Source organism: Pseudomonas cavernae (assembly GCF_003595175.1).
GTDB lineage: Bacteria > Pseudomonadota > Gammaproteobacteria > Pseudomonadales > Pseudomonadaceae > Aquipseudomonas > Aquipseudomonas cavernae.
Map to the genome: position 1 here is coordinate 3,865,177 of NZ_CP032419.1, position 15,082 is coordinate 3,880,258.

Annotated in this window: 16 protein-coding genes and 2 pseudogenes; 11 read left to right on the forward strand and 7 right to left on the reverse strand. The window is 65.2% G+C overall.

Going from position 1 to position 15,082, the window contains the following annotated elements; genetic code table 11:
• The first annotated feature begins 237 nt into the window (after positions 1-237).
• Positions 238-1,032, forward strand: a complete 795-nt coding sequence (locus tag D3880_RS17540; RefSeq protein WP_119894709.1) for an SDR family NAD(P)-dependent oxidoreductase — start codon at positions 238-240, stop codon at positions 1,030-1,032.
• A gap of 195 nt (positions 1,033-1,227) precedes the next feature.
• Here the strand turns inward: D3880_RS17540 and D3880_RS17545 are convergent, their stop codons facing one another.
• Positions 1,228-2,364: a thiolase family protein gene (locus D3880_RS17545; protein WP_119894710.1), complete on the reverse strand. Its 1,137-nt coding sequence runs from the start codon at positions 2,362-2,364 to the stop codon at positions 1,228-1,230.
• A gap of 16 nt (positions 2,365-2,380) precedes the next feature.
• Positions 2,381-2,917, reverse strand: coding sequence for a PaaI family thioesterase (locus tag D3880_RS17550; RefSeq protein WP_119894711.1), 537 nt, complete (start codon positions 2,915-2,917; stop codon positions 2,381-2,383).
• 242 nt (positions 2,918-3,159) lie between these two features.
• Here D3880_RS17550 and D3880_RS17555 point away from each other — a divergent pair.
• The 9 genes and pseudogenes from D3880_RS17555 to D3880_RS17590 all read left to right on the forward strand — a co-directional run.
• A pseudogene (locus D3880_RS17555) lies at positions 3,160-3,366 on the forward strand (SDR family oxidoreductase); the annotation flags it as partial.
• A 246-nt stretch (positions 3,367-3,612) separates the two neighbouring features.
• Entirely contained in the window at positions 3,613-4,557 is a 945-nt protein-coding gene (locus D3880_RS17560) for a chromate resistance protein ChrB domain-containing protein (RefSeq protein ID WP_119894713.1), read from the forward strand.
• Positions 4,558-4,564: 7 nt separating this feature from the next.
• On the forward strand, positions 4,565-5,914 hold the full coding sequence (gene chrA / locus D3880_RS17565; RefSeq protein ID WP_420800876.1) for a chromate efflux transporter: 1,350 nt from the start codon (positions 4,565-4,567) through the stop codon (positions 5,912-5,914).
• Positions 5,915-5,924: 10 nt separating this feature from the next.
• Positions 5,925-6,251, forward strand: coding sequence for a rhodanese-like domain-containing protein (locus D3880_RS17570; RefSeq protein ID WP_119894715.1), 327 nt, complete (start codon positions 5,925-5,927; stop codon positions 6,249-6,251).
• Positions 6,252-6,265: 14 nt separating this feature from the next.
• Positions 6,266-6,718 (forward strand): chromate resistance protein ChrB domain-containing protein, encoded by a 453-nt coding sequence (locus D3880_RS17575; protein WP_119894716.1) that lies wholly within the window; start codon positions 6,266-6,268, stop codon positions 6,716-6,718.
• Positions 6,719-6,865: 147 nt separating this feature from the next.
• Positions 6,866-7,132 carry a hypothetical protein gene (locus D3880_RS23115; protein ID WP_238474370.1) on the forward strand — a complete coding sequence of 89 codons (267 nt, stop codon included), beginning with the start codon at positions 6,866-6,868 and terminating at the stop codon, positions 7,130-7,132.
• Complete coding sequence (locus D3880_RS23120) at positions 7,119-7,376, forward strand: helix-turn-helix transcriptional regulator (protein ID WP_238474371.1); 258 nt, start codon at positions 7,119-7,121, stop codon at positions 7,374-7,376. The genes D3880_RS23115 and D3880_RS23120 overlap by 14 nt, the downstream gene beginning before the upstream one ends.
• A gap of 520 nt (positions 7,377-7,896) precedes the next feature.
• Complete coding sequence (locus D3880_RS17585) at positions 7,897-8,223, forward strand: hypothetical protein (protein WP_119894717.1); 327 nt, start codon at positions 7,897-7,899, stop codon at positions 8,221-8,223.
• A gap of 318 nt (positions 8,224-8,541) precedes the next feature.
• Entirely contained in the window at positions 8,542-9,267 is a 726-nt protein-coding gene (locus D3880_RS17590; RefSeq protein WP_420800877.1) for a transglutaminase-like cysteine peptidase, read from the forward strand.
• Positions 9,268-9,517: 250 nt separating this feature from the next.
• On the opposite strand, the pseudogene D3880_RS17595 reads toward D3880_RS17590, so the two are convergent.
• Positions 9,518-9,799 (reverse strand): annotated as a pseudogene (locus D3880_RS17595) (acyl-CoA dehydrogenase family protein); the annotation flags it as partial.
• Between the two features lie 86 nt (positions 9,800-9,885).
• Here D3880_RS17595 and D3880_RS17600 point away from each other — a divergent pair.
• The gene (locus tag D3880_RS17600) at positions 9,886-10,338 is read left to right on the forward strand and encodes a chromate resistance protein ChrB domain-containing protein (RefSeq protein WP_119894718.1); all 453 of its coding nucleotides are present in this window, start codon (positions 9,886-9,888) and stop codon (positions 10,336-10,338) included.
• Between the two features lie 72 nt (positions 10,339-10,410).
• Here the strand turns inward: D3880_RS17600 and D3880_RS17605 are convergent, their stop codons facing one another.
• From D3880_RS17605 to D3880_RS17620, 4 genes are all read right to left on the reverse strand, one after another.
• Complete coding sequence (locus tag D3880_RS17605; RefSeq protein ID WP_119894719.1) at positions 10,411-11,340, reverse strand: electron transfer flavoprotein subunit alpha/FixB family protein; 930 nt, start codon at positions 11,338-11,340, stop codon at positions 10,411-10,413.
• The gene (locus D3880_RS17610) at positions 11,341-12,090 is read right to left on the reverse strand and encodes an electron transfer flavoprotein subunit beta/FixA family protein (RefSeq protein WP_119893384.1); all 750 of its coding nucleotides are present in this window, start codon (positions 12,088-12,090) and stop codon (positions 11,341-11,343) included. It abuts the gene before it with no gap.
• 59 nt (positions 12,091-12,149) lie between these two features.
• Positions 12,150-13,718, reverse strand: coding sequence for an arylsulfatase (locus tag D3880_RS17615; RefSeq protein ID WP_119894720.1), 1,569 nt, complete (start codon positions 13,716-13,718; stop codon positions 12,150-12,152).
• A gap of 197 nt (positions 13,719-13,915) precedes the next feature.
• Positions 13,916-14,977 (reverse strand): AraC family transcriptional regulator, encoded by a 1,062-nt coding sequence (locus D3880_RS17620; RefSeq protein WP_162935017.1) that lies wholly within the window; start codon positions 14,975-14,977, stop codon positions 13,916-13,918.
• Positions 14,978-15,082 lie beyond the last annotated feature (105 nt).

The following is a 15,082-nucleotide window of genomic DNA, read 5'->3' on the forward strand; positions in this document are numbered from 1 at the left end:
CCCGCGGCTCAGGGCTCAAGGCCCGTCGATCATGGCTCGGCTCGGCGCGATCGTCGGCGGGCAATCGTCACAGCGAGGCCGGCGTCTAGGCTACACATAGCGCCAGGCCGCAGGTGAGACGACGAGCGGTCCGCCCAGTTGGATTACACGCGACATATATTAGTTACATGAAGATCATCATCCCAAGCTGATCTTGGCTTCCGGCCACTGCGCCGGCCATTCCCCTGGAGAAACGCAATGAGCACGCAAAGCGATAAAGGCACTGCCCTGATTACCGGCGCCTCCTCCGGCATCGGCGCCACCTATGCCGAACGCCTGGCCCGGCGCGGCTATGACCTGTTGCTGGTGGCCCGTGATCGCCAGCGCCTCGAAGGCATTGCCGAGCGCCTGCGCCAGGATCATGGCGTGGCGGTCGAAGTGCTGAGGGCCGATCTGACCACCAAGATGGACCTGTCGAGCGTCGAGCAGCGCCTGCGCGGCGATGCCGCCATCCGCCTGCTGGTCAACAATGCCGGGATGGCGATGGAGGGCACGCTGGCCGAGGCCAACCTGGACAAGGTCGACACCATGATCCGCCTCAACATCGTGGCCCTGACCCACCTCAGCGCCGCCGCGGCGGCGCGCTTCGGTGCGGCCGGCCAGGGCGCGATCATCAATATCGGCTCGGTGGTGGCGCTGGCGCCGGAAATGTTCAACGCCGCCTACAGCGCGACCAAGGCCTATGTGCTGAGCCTCAGCCAGTCGCTGCAGGCGGAACTCGGCAAGCTCGACGTGCGGGTGCAGGCGGTATTGCCGGGCGTGACCCGTACCGAGATCTGGGAGCGCAGCGGCATGGATGCCAGCGCGCTGCCGGCCGAAATGGTCATGGAGGTCGGCGAGCTGGTGGATGCCGCGCTGGCCGGCTTCGATCAGGGCGAGTTGGTGACCATTCCTTCGCTGCCCGATGCCGGCGACTGGGCGGCGGCGATGGACGCGCGCGCCAAGCTGGGGCCGAACCTGTCCCACAATCACCCGGCGGCGCGTTACCAGTAGTAGGTGTGGCGGGCGGAGAGTGCTGGCACTCACCGCTGAGCTACGCAGAACCGTAGGTTGGGTCGAGCGGAGCGATACCCAACACCTGGCCGCGATGGGTATCGCTTCGCTCAAACCATCCTACCGATGCGGTATGGGCCTTGGGGTATCTATCCCCGGTCCCTCGCCCTTCGGGGCGAGAGGAGCCGGAACGGCTTAGCCCTCGACCGCTTCCAGCAGGGTGGCGACGCCCTGGCCGCCGGCGATGCACTGGGTGGCGATGGCGTAGCGCCCGCCGCTGCGTTGCAACAAGGCCGCGGCCTTGCCGGTGAGGCGCGCGCCGGTGGCGCCGAGCGGATGGCCGAGGGCCATGGCCCCGCCATCCAGGTTGACCTTGGCCATGTCCATGCCGAGCTCGCGCACGCAGGCCAGCGCCTGGCTGGCGAAGGCTTCGTTGAGCTCCATCAGGTCGATGTCATGAATGCTCAGGCCGGCACGCTGCAGCACCTTGCGCGTGGCGTGCAGCGGGCCCATGCCCATGATCTCCGGGGCACAGCCGGCGACGGCGACGGCCTTGATCCGCGCCAGGATGTCGAGGTTGCGGCTGCGGGCGAAGGCTTCCGTGCACACCAGCACCGCGGCGCTGCCATCGGTGAGCGGCGAGGCGGTGCCGGCGGTGACCGTGCCGTCGAACGCCGGCTTGAGCTGGGCCAGGGCCTCGGCATGGGTGCCGGGACGGATGCAGCCATCGGCGCTGACCCACCCGGCCGCGGTGGCAATCGGCACTATCTCGTCGACGAACAGCCCGCGCTCGCGGGCGCTGGCGGCCTTGGCATGGGATTCGACGGCCATGGCCTCCTGCTCGCCGCGGCCGATCGCATAACGCTTGGCCACCTCTTCGGCGGTGTGCCCCATGGCCATGTACACCTCGGGGAAGTCGCGCAGCAGCGTCGGGTTGGGCGAGCTGTTGAAGCCGCCCATGGGCACCCGAGTCATCGACTCGACGCCGGCGCAGATGAACGCCTCGCCGGCGCCGAGGAGGATCTGCCCGGCGGCGAAGTGCACCGCGGTCATCGACGAGCCGCAGAAGCGGTTGACCGTGGCGCCGCCCAGAGTGTCGGGAAAGCCGGCGCGGAAGCTGGCGATGCGCGCGATGTTCATGCCCTGCTCGGCTTCCGGGTAGGCACAGCCCATGATCACGTCCTCGATCTCGCCGGGGTCGAGGTCGAGCTTGCCGACCAGGCCCTTGAGCACTTGGGCGGCCAGGTCATCGGGGCGCAGGTCGATCAGCGCGCCCTTGTTGGCGAAGTGGAACGGCGAACGGGCAAAACCGGCGATAACGATCGAGTGCATGGTGGGGTTCCTGTGGTCAGTTGGACATGTCGAGGATCAGGCAAGTGCAGGAGCCGACGGCGTACAGACGGTCGTCGACGTCGTAGATGCGCCCTTCGGCCAGTGCCGTGGAGCGGCCCAGGTGGACGATGCGGCCTTCGGCGCGGACCGGGCCGCTGTCGCCGCGCAGGGCGCGTACATAGCTGATGCGCAGATCGGTGGTGGTGTAGCCCTGGCCCGGCTGCAGCTGGGTATGGATAGCGCAGCCCATGCAGGAATCGAGCAGGCTCGCGGCATAGCCGCCATGCACGCTGCCGAGCGGGTTGTAGTGGCGCGCATCGGGGCGGCCCTGGAAGACGAAGCGGCCCGGCGACCATTCCAGCGGGACGAAGTCGACCAGCTCGCCGAACGGCGGACTGGGCAGCTCGCCGTTGCCGATGCGGGTGAAGAATTCCAGCGGCGGCAGCGCACTGACCTCGGCCAGGCTCAGGGTGCCGGGCGCGGCGAGACGACCGCGGATGGCCTGCTCCGCGGCCCGCCAGGCCGCCAGTTTTTCTTCGCGTGATGACTGCATGGATTGGCTCTCCTCGATTGCTGTTGGGGCTGCGGCGCGGACGCCGCGAGTTAGATTACGACCATCATTAAATTATTTATATGCTGAGCGCAATACAAACAAGCAGCAGAGCGACCGACAGCCGCCTGACCCCGGCAACCTGGACGCGGGCATGCTGTGACGCTGAGTGAGCATGAGCCCCAGGCGCTGTGCCCGCCTGCCGGAGGATTAACCAGCTGAGGCGCGAGGCGGCGCCATCGCCCCCCGGCTACGTCCAGACTGAGATGAACGAGGCGGTCTTCAACAGCGAGAAGGGCCAGGCCTATCTCCGCAGCAACGTGCCGATGCGCCGCCTGGGCAACCTGCACGAGCTGGAAGGCCCGTTCCTGCTGCTGGCCAGCGCAGCCGGTGCGTTCATGACCGGCAGCGTGCTGGCGGTGGACGGCGGCCATCTGGTCAGCCCGCTCTAAGACGGACGACCCGCCACAGCCGGCGGATGCGGTTTTTTATGCCGGCGACAGGCTCACGGTCAGGTCCAGCAGCCGCCCTCGGGAAGAGCCAAATCAGCCGCCGGGTAAGCCAGTCACTATTTGCGCAGCCACGCTGATCAGGGGAGGTCTGCCTGGCTTACCGATGAGCGCAGGTATTTAGGGCTTCACTTTCGGCCTGCCCAGGAATAACGTAGAGACTATTACTGTACTGGTATCGATCTCTACATGAAAAACTGGCTTTCCCTCATCATCACCCTGCCGACCGCCAATGCCACGGAGCGCATGCGAGCCTGGCGTGCGCTCAAAAGCTGCGGCGCAGCGGTGCTGCGTGACGGGGTATATCTGCTGCCAGACGAGCCGACCTGCCGCGAGGCGCTCGAAGCTGTCGAGCGCGACATCCTGACCAGCAATGGCTCCGCCCACCTGCTGCCGGTCTGCGATCCCCGAGGGGCGCGCTTCATCGAACTGTTCGACCGCGCCGAGGACTACGCCAAGCTGCGCGACGAGATCGAGGCGTGCCAGGCGCAGCTGACCCCGGACAATGCACTGGCGAGCACCAAGCAGGTGCGCAAGCTGCGTAAGGCCTTCGCCCAATTGGCCGGCATCGACTTCTTCCCCGGTGCCGCGCGGCAACAGGTCGACATTGCCCTGCAATCGCTAGAGACGGCCATCAGCCAGGCCCTATCGAAGGACGAGCCGAGCAGCCACGACCAGCCCATCCCACGGCTCGAGCGGCGCGACCACCGGGGGCGTGTCTGGGCAACCCGCAAACGCCCCTGGGTCGACCGCCTCGCCAGCGCCTGGCTGATCCGGCGTTTCATCGATCCGACTGCGACCATCCTCTGGCTGGATGCGCCGGCGGACTGCCCGGCCGAGGCGCTGGGGTTCGACTTCGATGGCGCAACCTTCAGCCATGTCGGCAAGCGCGTCACCTTCGAGACCCTGCAAGCCAGCTTCGAGCTGGATGAGCCCGGCCTCGGCCGTATCGCGGCCCTGGTGCATTACCTCGATGTCGGTGGCCCCCAGCCCAGCGAAGCGCCGGGGATCGAAAAGGTGCTGGCCGGCCTGCGCGAAACCATCCCCAACGACGATCAGCTACTGACGGCTGCCTGCGCCATCTTCGATGGGCTGCTGGCGGCGTTCGAGCAAGAAGAGCAGCCCCATGAATGAATCCGCCATGCCGCCGGTAGCGCAGGATCGCCCCCAAGCCGGGTCCATCAGTTTTCTCCAGGCCTTACTGTTCTGGCTCAAGCTCGGCTTCATCAGTTTCGGCGGCCCGGCCGGGCAGATTTCGATCATGCACCAGGAGTTGGTGGAGCGCCGGCGCTGGATTTCTGAACGCCGATTTCTGCATGCCCTGAATTACTGCATGCTGCTGCCCGGCCCCGAGGCCCAGCAACTGGCCACCTACATTGGCTGGCTGATGCACCGCACCTGGGGCGGCGTGATTGCCGGTGTGCTGTTCGTGCTGCCTTCGCTGTTTATTCTGATCGCGCTGTCCTGGCTCTATATCGCCTTCGGCGAGGTGCCGGTGGTGGCCGGGCTGTTCTATGGCATCAAGCCGGCGGTGACCGCCATCGTGGTGCAGGCGGCCCAGCGCATCGGCTCGCGGGCGCTGAAGAACAACTGGCTGTGGGCGATTGCCGCGGCCTCCTTCGTGGCCATCTTCGCCCTCAACCTGCCCTTCCCCTTGATAGTGCTGGGCGCCGCCTTGCTCGGCTATCTGGGCGGGCGTTTCGCACCGGCGAAGTTCAGCCTCGGCGGCGCTCATGGTGCGGCCCAGCAGTCCTTCGGCCCAGCGCTGATCGATGACGACACGCCGACACCGAAGCATGCGCGTTTCCGCTGGTCGCGCCTGGTGCTGCTGCTGGTGATCGGTGCTGTGCTGTGGGCGTTGCCCATGGGCCTGCTGACCGCCCTGTTCGGCTGGCACGGCACCCTGACCCAGATGGGCTGGTTCTTCACCAAGGCGGCGCTGCTGACCTTCGGCGGCGCCTATGCGGTGCTGCCGTATGTCTACCAGGGCGCGGTCGGCCACTACGGCTGGCTGACGCCGACACAGATGATCGACGGCCTGGCCTTGGGCGAGACCACACCGGGGCCGCTGATCATGGTGGTGGCCTTCGTCGGCTTCGTCGGAGGCTATGTGCAGCAGGTGTTCGGCGCCGATCAGGCATTCCTCGCCGGGGCGGTCGCCGCCAGCCTGGTCACCTGGTTCACCTTCCTGCCATCGTTCCTGTTCATCCTCGCCGGCGGCCCGCTGGTGGAGTCGACCCACAACGAACTGAAATTCACCGCGCCCTTGACCGCCATCACCGCCGCGGTGGTCGGGGTGATCCTCAACCTGGCGCTGTTCTTCGGCTACCACGTGCTCTGGCCGCAAGGCTTCGACGGTCATTTCGACTGGCCGTCGGCAATCATCGCCCTGCTGGCGGCCGTTGCCTTGTTCCGCTTCAAGCGCGGCGTGATCCAGGTGCTGGTGGCCTGTGCGCTGGCCGGGCTGGCGGTGCACCTATTACCGAACTGAGAGGTGGACGGTGAACCGTATCTCGCTGTGCGAACTGGCGGAATGGCAGGCCGCCGACCGGACCTTCACCCTGCTGGACGTGCGCCGCGCGAGCGTGCGACAGGCCGATGCGGCCGAGATTCCCGGCGCGCAGTGGCTCGATCCGCAAGCGGTGTTCAGTTGGAAGGATCAGATCCCGCGCGACAGGCCGGTCATCCTCTATTGCGCCCAAGGACACGAGATCAGTCAGGGCATCGCCGCCACGCTGGAGGCCATGGGCCTGGATGCGCGCTACCTGATCGACGGCTTTGCCGGCTGGCACGACGCCGGCCGGCCCACCCAGAGCCTATCTAACTAGGCAGGAGGTGCTGCATGAAATGGATAACCCGTGAACGTCCGAAGATCGATCGGATTGCCTGCCCCTGGCTGATCACGCGCTTCATCGATGCCGAGGCGGAGTTTCTCTATGTCCCCAGCGGGGAGGTGCTGCGCCTGGCCCGCGAGAAAAACGCCACGCCCTACGACATTCCCGGCGTCGAACTCTCCCACGAAGGCGAGCGGTGCAGCTTCGATGCGTTCTTGCAGAAGTACCAGCTGGATGAGCCCGCCTTGCAGCAGCTGGCCAAGATCGTGCGCGGCGCCGATACCTCGCGACTCGATCTCACCCCGCAATCGGCAGGCTTGTATGCCATCTCATTGGGGCTGTCGCATAACTGCGCCGATGACCACGAAATGCTGCGGCATGGTTTGCTCATGTATGACGCGCTGTATGCCTGGTGCAAGCACTGCCAGGGCGAGTCGCATAACTGGCCGCCGCAGATGTGAGGCGGCCAGCCCAATAGGTATAAAAAAGCCTTGGCCCAGTTATGTGTTGCAGGGATTAGTGCTTTTGGTAGGAGCGGATTTATCCGCGAACCCGGGATAAAGGCGGTGCCAAGCCTTTCGCGAATGAATTCGCTACAGGTTCGGCATGTGCTGACTGCCCACAGGGCAGGGGATGCTGCACCGCGGATTGCATCCGGGTTACGACTCTGCGCGCATTCGGCGAGCGAAAACCGCGCGTTGCAGCAGGCGATCCAGGCGCTCCTGCACCAGCACCTGTGCGGCTCCAACAGCGGCGTCGAGGTCATCGCCTTGTCGCGCCCGACCGGGGAGATGCCGCTGAATCTGCTGCTGCGGCCGATCCCCTCAACTACCAGGCCCATGACGGCGCCCGGCGGTGGCGGTGTTCATCCGTGATCCGGCGGACTCGCCGCAGGCCTCGCGCCGCTTGCTGCGCAAGCTGTTCCAGCTGACCGCGACCGAAACCGAGGTGGCCTTGCTGATGATGGACGGCCTGACCCTCGATGAGGCGGCCGACAAGCTCGGGGTGATGAAAAATACCGTGCGCGCCCATTTGCGCGGCTTGTTCGCCAAGACCGGCGCCACGCGCCAGGCCTTGCTGGTGAAGACCCTGCTCAACAGCGTCGCCTCCCTGGCCTGAAGGGATTGCTCGGCGGCGCTAGCCGGCCGAAGCAGGGGAAAACCCCATGCCATCGTCCCGCTCCAGGCGACCGTCGGCGGGTGGCGGCAGCACCCAGGCGGCAGGTCTGCCAAAATGGCGGTGAAATGGCAATAAACAAGGGAAAATCCCATGCCAATCATAGGCTTATAGATGGCCGCTCATCCACAATCGCGCCACCGGTCAGGCCGCGAAATTTCCGCGTTGCAAAATCTCCGGGCGAACATTCAATTCTATAGAGGGAGTGGGAAAGCAGAGGATGACGCCATGCACAAGAGGTTTGGCACGGCGGCCTCCTTGGCCCCCCGCCCAGCACCTGGCCTGGCAGTTTTCCGCAGGCCAGGGAAGGCGGAAGTACGGAGAAATCCGTGCCATCCAGCGGCATGTCGACGCCGGACCGTCTGAAGGCGCGCCATCCGTCAGGCCGCGGACCCTAGCCGTAACAATGTCCGCGGATGTTCATCCATTCCAAGGGGGAAGTGGGGAACAAGAGGACAACGTCATGAAATCGACATTCACCACCGCGGCCCTTAGCGGCCTGTTGTTGTCACTGGCAACCGTCACATCTGTCCAGGCAATCGATGCAGGGCAACCACCAGGCTTGCTGCTGGCGGAAAACGGCAGCGAGCACCTGGGCGAGTTCCACATGTTGCGTGAGCAACGTATCCAGGCGCGGGAAAACGCTGACCAGCAATTCATCCAGATGATCGAGGAGGAACCCAGCGCCGCAGGCCAGCAATACCCATCCGAAGAGTCACAACCGCTGAAACAGCAGGCTCCCCAGTACCGGTTACCGATCCATCAGCAACGGATCGAATACGGACATTGACCGGCGGGCTCCGTCCCTCCCGGCGTGCTCGCCTTGCCGGCACGCCGGGGCAAGCAGGAGCCGATCCTCAGCGCTTTCCGACAACCGGTAACCCCCACAAATGCCCGGCCTAGAGCCTGCTCGCCGGGCAGCGCCGCACTCCCTCGGCGTACCCTGCCGCGCACGCTCGCGGGGCGCTTGATCCAGTGCTGGCAATGACGTTACTGTGCGGCCGTCTCTGACCCGGCGAAGCCCCGCCTTCGCCCGTCGCTCGCTCAACGGATTGATCCACCCGCTTGAACCCGGCCCAGGCCGCTTTCTTGGAGATCCATCCCGTTGCTGCAGCGTGCCTCCCAACGCTACCTCTCGAATGCCCTCGTGCGCCTGCTCGCCATTACCACGCTGAGCGGCGGCCTGCTGTTTGGCGCCACGGACGCCAAGGCCTCCTGGAGCTTCGACCAGGTGCTGCGCAAGGCGGAAAAGCGCTATGGGCGCACCAGCCCGGCCAAGGATCGCCTGCAGGCTTGGAACGACCTGCTGGAGAACAGCCGGCAGCAGTCGGAGCTGGACAAGTTGCAGGCGGTGAACCGCTACATCAACCAGCAGGTGCGCTTCAACGACGACATTGCCCTGTGGAAGCGCAAGGACTACTGGGCCACCCCGGTGGAAACCCTGACCAAGGGCGCGGGTGACTGCGAAGACTTTTCCCTGGCCAAGTACTTCAGCCTGCTCCAGCTCGGCATTCCGCAAGAAAAGCTGCGGATCACCTACGTCCGGGCCCTGGAACTGAACCAGGCGCACATGGTGGTGACCTACTACCCGAGCCCGGACGCCGAGCCGCTGGTGCTGGACAACCTGGTCGAGCGCATTCTTCCCGCCTCGCAACGCAAGGACCTGGCCCTGCTCTACGCCTTCGATGCCAGGGGGCTTTACGCCATCGACTCCGGCAGCCTGCAGCGCGTCGGCGACACCGAGCGCCTGCCGTTCTGGCAGGCACTGCTGGAGCGGATGCGGCGCGAGGGTTTCAGAATGGCGCAGCTGCCGGGGTTGGCGAGCGAGAGCTGATCTATTTTGCGGTATGGGTGATGGATGGGGGCCGCTGTGCGCCCCTTGGCGCATGAATTCGCACCCACAAGGAACCTGCCCCCCCATACAGCACCTGTCCCTACAAGGCGCGCTCCGCCAACTCGCGCAGGACGTTCTTGGTCACCTTGCCCGCCGCGTTCAGCGGCATGGCCTGCAGCAGCTGCACCCGGCGCGGGCGATCCGAGGGCGATAAAAAACCGGGCCAGCTATGGCCCGACTACTAAAACGCTTAGGCCACCGGCATCAGCTTGCTGTAGGCCTTGAGGTGATGGTCATCGTCGCCGAACTGGTGGCCGAGCATGACCAGGCGCTTGGCGTGATGGGACAGGTGGTATTCCCAGGTCATGCCGATGCCGCCGTGCAGCAGGATGGCTTGCTCGGCGATGAAACGACCGGCACGGGTGACGATGAATTTGGCCGCCGCCAGGGTGCGGCTGCGCTCGTCGCTGTCTGCCTGGTCGGCGACGCAGGCGGCCAGGATCGCCATCGACACGGCCTGGTCCAGCTCGGTGCCCGCTACCTGATCGACGGTTTTGCTGGCTGGCACAGCGCCGGCCAGCTCACCCAGGGCCTAACTCATTAGGCAGGAGGTGCTGCATGAAGTGGATAACCCGCGAACGTCCGAAGATCGATCGGATTGCCTGCCCCTGGCTGATCACGCGCTTCATCGACGCAGAGGCGGAGTTTCTCTATGTCCCCAGCGGGGACGTGCTATGCCTGGCACGCGAGAAAAACGCCGCGCCCTACGGCATTCCCGGCGTCGAACTCTCCCACGAAGGCGAGCGGTGCAGCTTCGATGCGTTCTTGCAGAAGTACCAGCTGAATGAGCCCGCCTTGCAGCAGTTGACCAAGATCGTGCGCGGCGCCGATACCTCGCGACTCGATCTCACCCCGCAATCGGCAGGCCTGTATGCCATCTCATTGGGACTGTCGCATATCTGCGCCGATGACCACGAGATGCTGCGGCATGGCTTGCTCATGTACGACGCGCTGTATGCCTGGTGCAAGCACTGCCAGGGCGAGTCGCATAACTGGCCGCCGCAGATGTGAGGCGGCCAGCCGATAAGCGCGCAACAAAAAACCCGCTCAATGAGCGGGTTTTTTGTGGGGCGGAGAAACTGATCAGATCAGCTTTTCCAGCTCCGGAACGATCTCGAACAGATCGCCTACCAGGCCGTAATCGGCGACCTGGAAGATCGGCGCCTCTTCGTCCTTGTTGATCGCGACGATCACCTTGGAGTCCTTCATGCCCGCCAGGTGCTGGATCGCGCCGGAGATGCCGACGGCGATGTACAGCTGCGGCGCGACGATCTTGCCAGTCTGGCCGACCTGCATGTCGTTCGGCACGAAGCCGGCGTCGACCGCGGCGCGCGAGGCACCGACGGCAGCGCCGAGCTTGTCGGCGAGGGCGTACAGGTACTTGAAGTTGTCACCGTTCTGCATGCCACGGCCGCCGGAAACGACGATCTTGGCGGCGGTCAGTTCCGGACGGTCGGACTTGGCCAGCTCTTCACCGACGAAGCTCGACTTGCCGGCATCGCCGCCGACGCTGACGCTTTCGATGGCGGCCGAACCGCCTTCGGCGGCCACGGCATCGAAGCCGGTGCCGCGCACGGTGATCACTTTCACCGCCGCCGAGGACTGCACGGTGGCGATGGCGTTACCTGCATAGATCGGCCGCTGGAAGGTGTCGGCGCCGAGCACCGCGGTGATCTCGGAGATCTGGTCGACGTCCAGCTGCGCGGCGACGCGCGGCAGGATGTTCTTGCCGTTGGCGGTGGCGCACGCCAGCACGTGGCTGTAACCCTTGCCCAGCTCGGCCACCAGCGGCGCGACGTTTTCCGGCAACTGGTGGGCGAACGCGGCCTGGTCGGCGACCAGCACCTTGCTGACGCCGGCGACTTTGGCCGCCGCTGCGGCCACGGCGCCAACGCCTTGACCGGCAACCAGCACGTGGATCTCGCCACCGATTTTCTGCGCGGCCGCCACGGTGTTCAGCGTGGCCGGCGCCAGGGCGGCATTCGTGTGTTCTGCAACAACCAAGATAGCCATTTAGATTACCTTCGCCTCGTTCTTCAGTTTGTCGACCAGTTCGGCCACCGACTTGACCTTGACGCCGGCGCTGCGCGCGGCCGGGGCTTCGACCTTGAGGGTCTTGACCGTCGAGGCGGTGGACACGCCCAGGGCGTCCGGGGTGACCACGTCCAGCGGCTTCTTCTTGGCCTTCATGATGTTCGGCAGCGAGGCGTAGCGCGGCTCGTTCAGGCGCAGGTCGGTGGTGACGATGGCCGGCAGGGCCAGGCTCACGGTTTGCAGGCCGCCGTCGATCTCACGGGTGACGTTGACCTTGTCGCCGGCGACTTCGACCTTGGAGGCGAAGGTGCCCTGGGCGTAACCGCTCAGCGCGGCGAGCATCTGCCCGGTCTGGTTGTTGTCGCTGTCGATGGCCTGCTTGCCGAGGATCACCAGCTGCGGCTGCTCCTTGTCGACCACGGCCTTGAGCAGCTTGGCCACGGCCAGGGAGTTCAGCTCGTCGTTCGACTCGACCAGGATGGCACGATCGGCGCCCAGCGCCAGGGCGGTGCGCAGTTGTTCCTGGGCGGCGTTCGGGCCGACCGAAACCACCACGATCTCGCTGGCGACACCCTTCTCTTTCAGACGCACCGCTTCTTCCACGGCGATTTCGCAGAAGGGGTTCATCGACATTTTGACGTTGGCCAGGTCAACGCCGGAGTGGTCCGCCTTGACGCGGACCTTGACGTTGTAATCGACCACTCGCTTGACCGCGACTAGGACTTTCATGGGCTTACTCCGAGAAAAAACCGGGCCGCGGCCCGGCTACAAGAAAACGGGAAGAGCACTCAGTTGGCGGCCGGAGCCGACAGCTTCTGCAGCTTCATCATCGCCTGCTTCACCGCCAGGCTCTGGTAGCTGATATTGGCCGGGTTCAGGCTCACCCCTTCCTGGAATGGGTACTGCGGGATGGTCATCATGAACTTCTGCACTTCAGCCTGCACCGGCACGAACAGCCACAATTGATCGCCGGCCCAGCGCGTCGACATCGTTGAATCCTTGCGTGCCGTCTCGAACGGATCGGCCTTCAGGTTGGTGATGGTCGGGAAGTTGGTGACCTTGCGGGTCGCCGAAGCGATCGAACCCTCGACGCTGGCGAAGGAGATCTTCCAGTCCTTCCAGCGCATGGCGTTCAGCTCGCCACCCATGCCGAAGTAGAAGTACTCCTCGCGTGGGCTGTCTTTGGCCTCGCCTTTGAAGAACGGCAGGAAGTTGTAGCCGTCCAGGTGCACCTTGTACGGCTTGCCCTCAAGGCTGGTGCCCTTGGCCAGGTCCTCGCGCAGAGTCGGCAAGCCCGCAGCGGCGGCCAGGGTCGGCATCCAGTCGTTGTGGGCGATCATGTTGTTGAACTGGCTGCCCGGCTTGATCACCTTTGGCCACTTCACCAGCAGCGGCACGCGATGGCCGCCTTCATAGCTGCCGCCTTTCTCGCCATAGAACGGCGAGGTGCCGGCATCCGGCCAACTGGCTTTCTGCGCGCCGTTGTCGGTGGTGTAGATGACGATGGTGTTGTCGGCGATGCCGAGCTCGTCGAGCTTGTTCAGCAGCTGACCGATCTGACCGTCGTGCTCGACCATGCCGTCCGGGTACAGGCCGATGCCGGTCTTGCCGTCGGACTCCTTCTTCAGGTGCGTCCAGACGTGCATGCGCGTGCTGTTGAACCAGACGAAGAACGGCTTGTCAGCCTTGTGCGCCTTGTCGATGAAGTTTTCGGTGGCCTGCACGAATTCTTCGTCGATGGTTTCCATGCGCTTGCGGGTCAGCGGACCGGTGTCCTCGATCTTGCCGTCGGCGTAGGAGTGAATCACCCCGCGTGGGCCGTATTTTTTGCGGAATTCCGGGTCTTTCGGGTAGTAGTAGGTCTCCGGCTCTTCCTCGGCGTTCATGTGGTAGAGGTTACCGAAGAACTCATCGAAACCGTGCTTGGTCGGCAGGTGCTGGTCGCGGTCGCCGAGGTGGTTCTTGCCAAACTGACCGGTGGTGTAGCCCTGTTGCTTCATTGCGTTGCCGATGGTCGGCGCCCACTCCGGGATACCGTGCGCGGAGCCAGGCATGCCGATGGTCAGCAGACCGGTGCGGAACGGGTGCTCGCCGAGGATGAACGCCGAGCGGCCGGCGGTGCAGGATTGCTCGCCGTAGGCGTGGGTAAACAGCGCCCCTTCCTTGGCGATGCGGTCGATGTTTGGCGTCTGGTAACCCATCATGCCCTGGTTGTAGGCGCTGAGGTTGTAGTAGCCAACGTCGTCACCGAAGATCACCAGGATGTTCGGCTTGTCGGCCGCGCTGGCGCCCAGCGACGCTCCCAGCAGTGAGGCGGCCAGGGCGAGGCCGGGCAGCAGTTTCCGAAGCGGGGTCATAATACTCTCCGTTCTTGTCGTCTTGTGGGTCGAGCGGTACCAACCAGGAACCGGGCCTTGCGGCCCGTTTGAAAGGGCGTTACTGGCGCCTGGCTTAGGCGGCCTGCAGCGGCCGGCTGAACGCCTGCCGATGATGGCGCGGTCGGCGCAATGCTTCAATCGGCGCCGAGTATCGGTGCAGCAGCGGGGGCAAGGCTCTAGTCCGTTGGAACCAATTTGTGGAGGGATTTGCCGCGGAGGGAAGCTAGCCCGCCCCCAAGCTCCGCCTCGCGCCAGGCCCCCGGGCTACGCCCGTACCAGCGCGTGAAGGCGCGCGAGAAGCTGGGCAGATCGCGGTAGCCGAGTTGCTCGGCGGTATCCACCAGCGCCTGCGCCGGGTCGCGCAGCAGATCGGCCGCACGGTAGCTGCGAAACGCGTCGAGCAATTCGCTGTAGCGCCAGCCCTGGGCCAGCAGACGCCGGGTCACGGTGCGCTTGGTCATGTGATGCTGCAGGCAGAACGACTCCAGACTGGAATCGCCGCTCAGGTGCGTGCTGATGTGGTCGCATACCTGCACCAGCAGCGTCGGATGATTGTTCTGGCGTATCTGCCCGGTCAAGGCCAGCAAGGTCGCGATCATGCCCTCGTTGCCGGGACTGAGTGGGCGCAGGAACAGCGCTCGGTCGAAATGCAAGGCATGAAAGGCTTGCCCCCAGCTCACCGGCAGCTGCCAGGCCGCCGCGTGACGCGCGGGCCCGGCGGGCGCCGCATGCGCCAGCGAGACCCGCCGCAATGGTGAGTCGCGCAGTCCCAAGGCCACCACCTTGCGGCGCACCAGGCTGCAGATTCCGGAAAGCAGGTAATCGAGCACCGCCGGGCTGGCCTTCAGGCTGCCGCGATCATGCAGGCGAACCTGCACCTCGTCCTCCCCCAGCAGCACTTCGGCTTCGAAATGGCCGTAGAAACCCGGCAGGAAGTCGACGAAATAGCCAAAGCCCTCGGCCAGCGAAGGCGCGACGTCGAACAAATAGGTCAGGTTGTTGGGCAAGCGTGAGAGCAGCCCTCGACCGAGTTCCAGACCGATGCCCGGATCGCCGCTGGCGGCGACGGCCAGCTCCCAGAAGCGCCGCGACATGAGCAGCGGCACGTAGACCAAGGGCTGGCGCAGCTCGCTCAGGCTGCGCTTGAACACCGCCTCGACGCGCTCGACCGCCACGCCGAGCGTGAGCAGGTCCTCCAGCGCCGGCACCAGCAGCGGCATGTACAGGCTGTTGCGCAAAGCGCGCCCCTCCACTAACGATGCCGCGGAGAGAGGCGCAGGAGCGGTTTTGCCGGATTGCCAGCGATAGGCGTCAGCGCTGCTCACCATCCCCCGCCCCCTTGC

Excerpts from the sequence above, each read along its gene's own strand:
- D3880_RS17550 (WP_119894711.1), bottom strand. The coding sequence starts at position 2,917 with ATGCAGTCATCACGCGAAGAAAAACTGGCGGCCTGGCGGGCCGCGGAG.
- D3880_RS17560 (WP_119894713.1), top strand. The coding sequence starts at position 3,613 with ATGAAAAACTGGCTTTCCCTCATCATCACCCTGCCGACCGCCAATGCC.
- chrA (WP_420800876.1), top strand. The coding sequence starts at position 4,565 with ATGCCGCCGGTAGCGCAGGATCGCCCCCAAGCCGGGTCCATCAGTTTT.
- D3880_RS17545 (WP_119894710.1), bottom strand. The coding sequence starts at position 2,364 with ATGCACTCGATCGTTATCGCCGGTTTTGCCCGTTCGCCGTTCCACTTC.
- D3880_RS17605 (WP_119894719.1), bottom strand. The coding sequence starts at position 11,340 with ATGGCTATCTTGGTTGTTGCAGAACACACGAATGCCGCCCTGGCGCCG.
- D3880_RS17615 (WP_119894720.1), bottom strand. The coding sequence starts at position 13,718 with ATGACCCCGCTTCGGAAACTGCTGCCCGGCCTCGCCCTGGCCGCCTCA.
- D3880_RS17610 (WP_119893384.1), bottom strand. The coding sequence starts at position 12,090 with ATGAAAGTCCTAGTCGCGGTCAAGCGAGTGGTCGATTACAACGTCAAG.
- D3880_RS17600 (WP_119894718.1), top strand. The coding sequence starts at position 9,886 with ATGAAGTGGATAACCCGCGAACGTCCGAAGATCGATCGGATTGCCTGC.
- D3880_RS17540 (WP_119894709.1), top strand. The coding sequence starts at position 238 with ATGAGCACGCAAAGCGATAAAGGCACTGCCCTGATTACCGGCGCCTCC.
- D3880_RS17585 (WP_119894717.1), top strand. The coding sequence starts at position 7,897 with ATGAAATCGACATTCACCACCGCGGCCCTTAGCGGCCTGTTGTTGTCA.
- D3880_RS17575 (WP_119894716.1), top strand. The coding sequence starts at position 6,266 with ATGAAATGGATAACCCGTGAACGTCCGAAGATCGATCGGATTGCCTGC.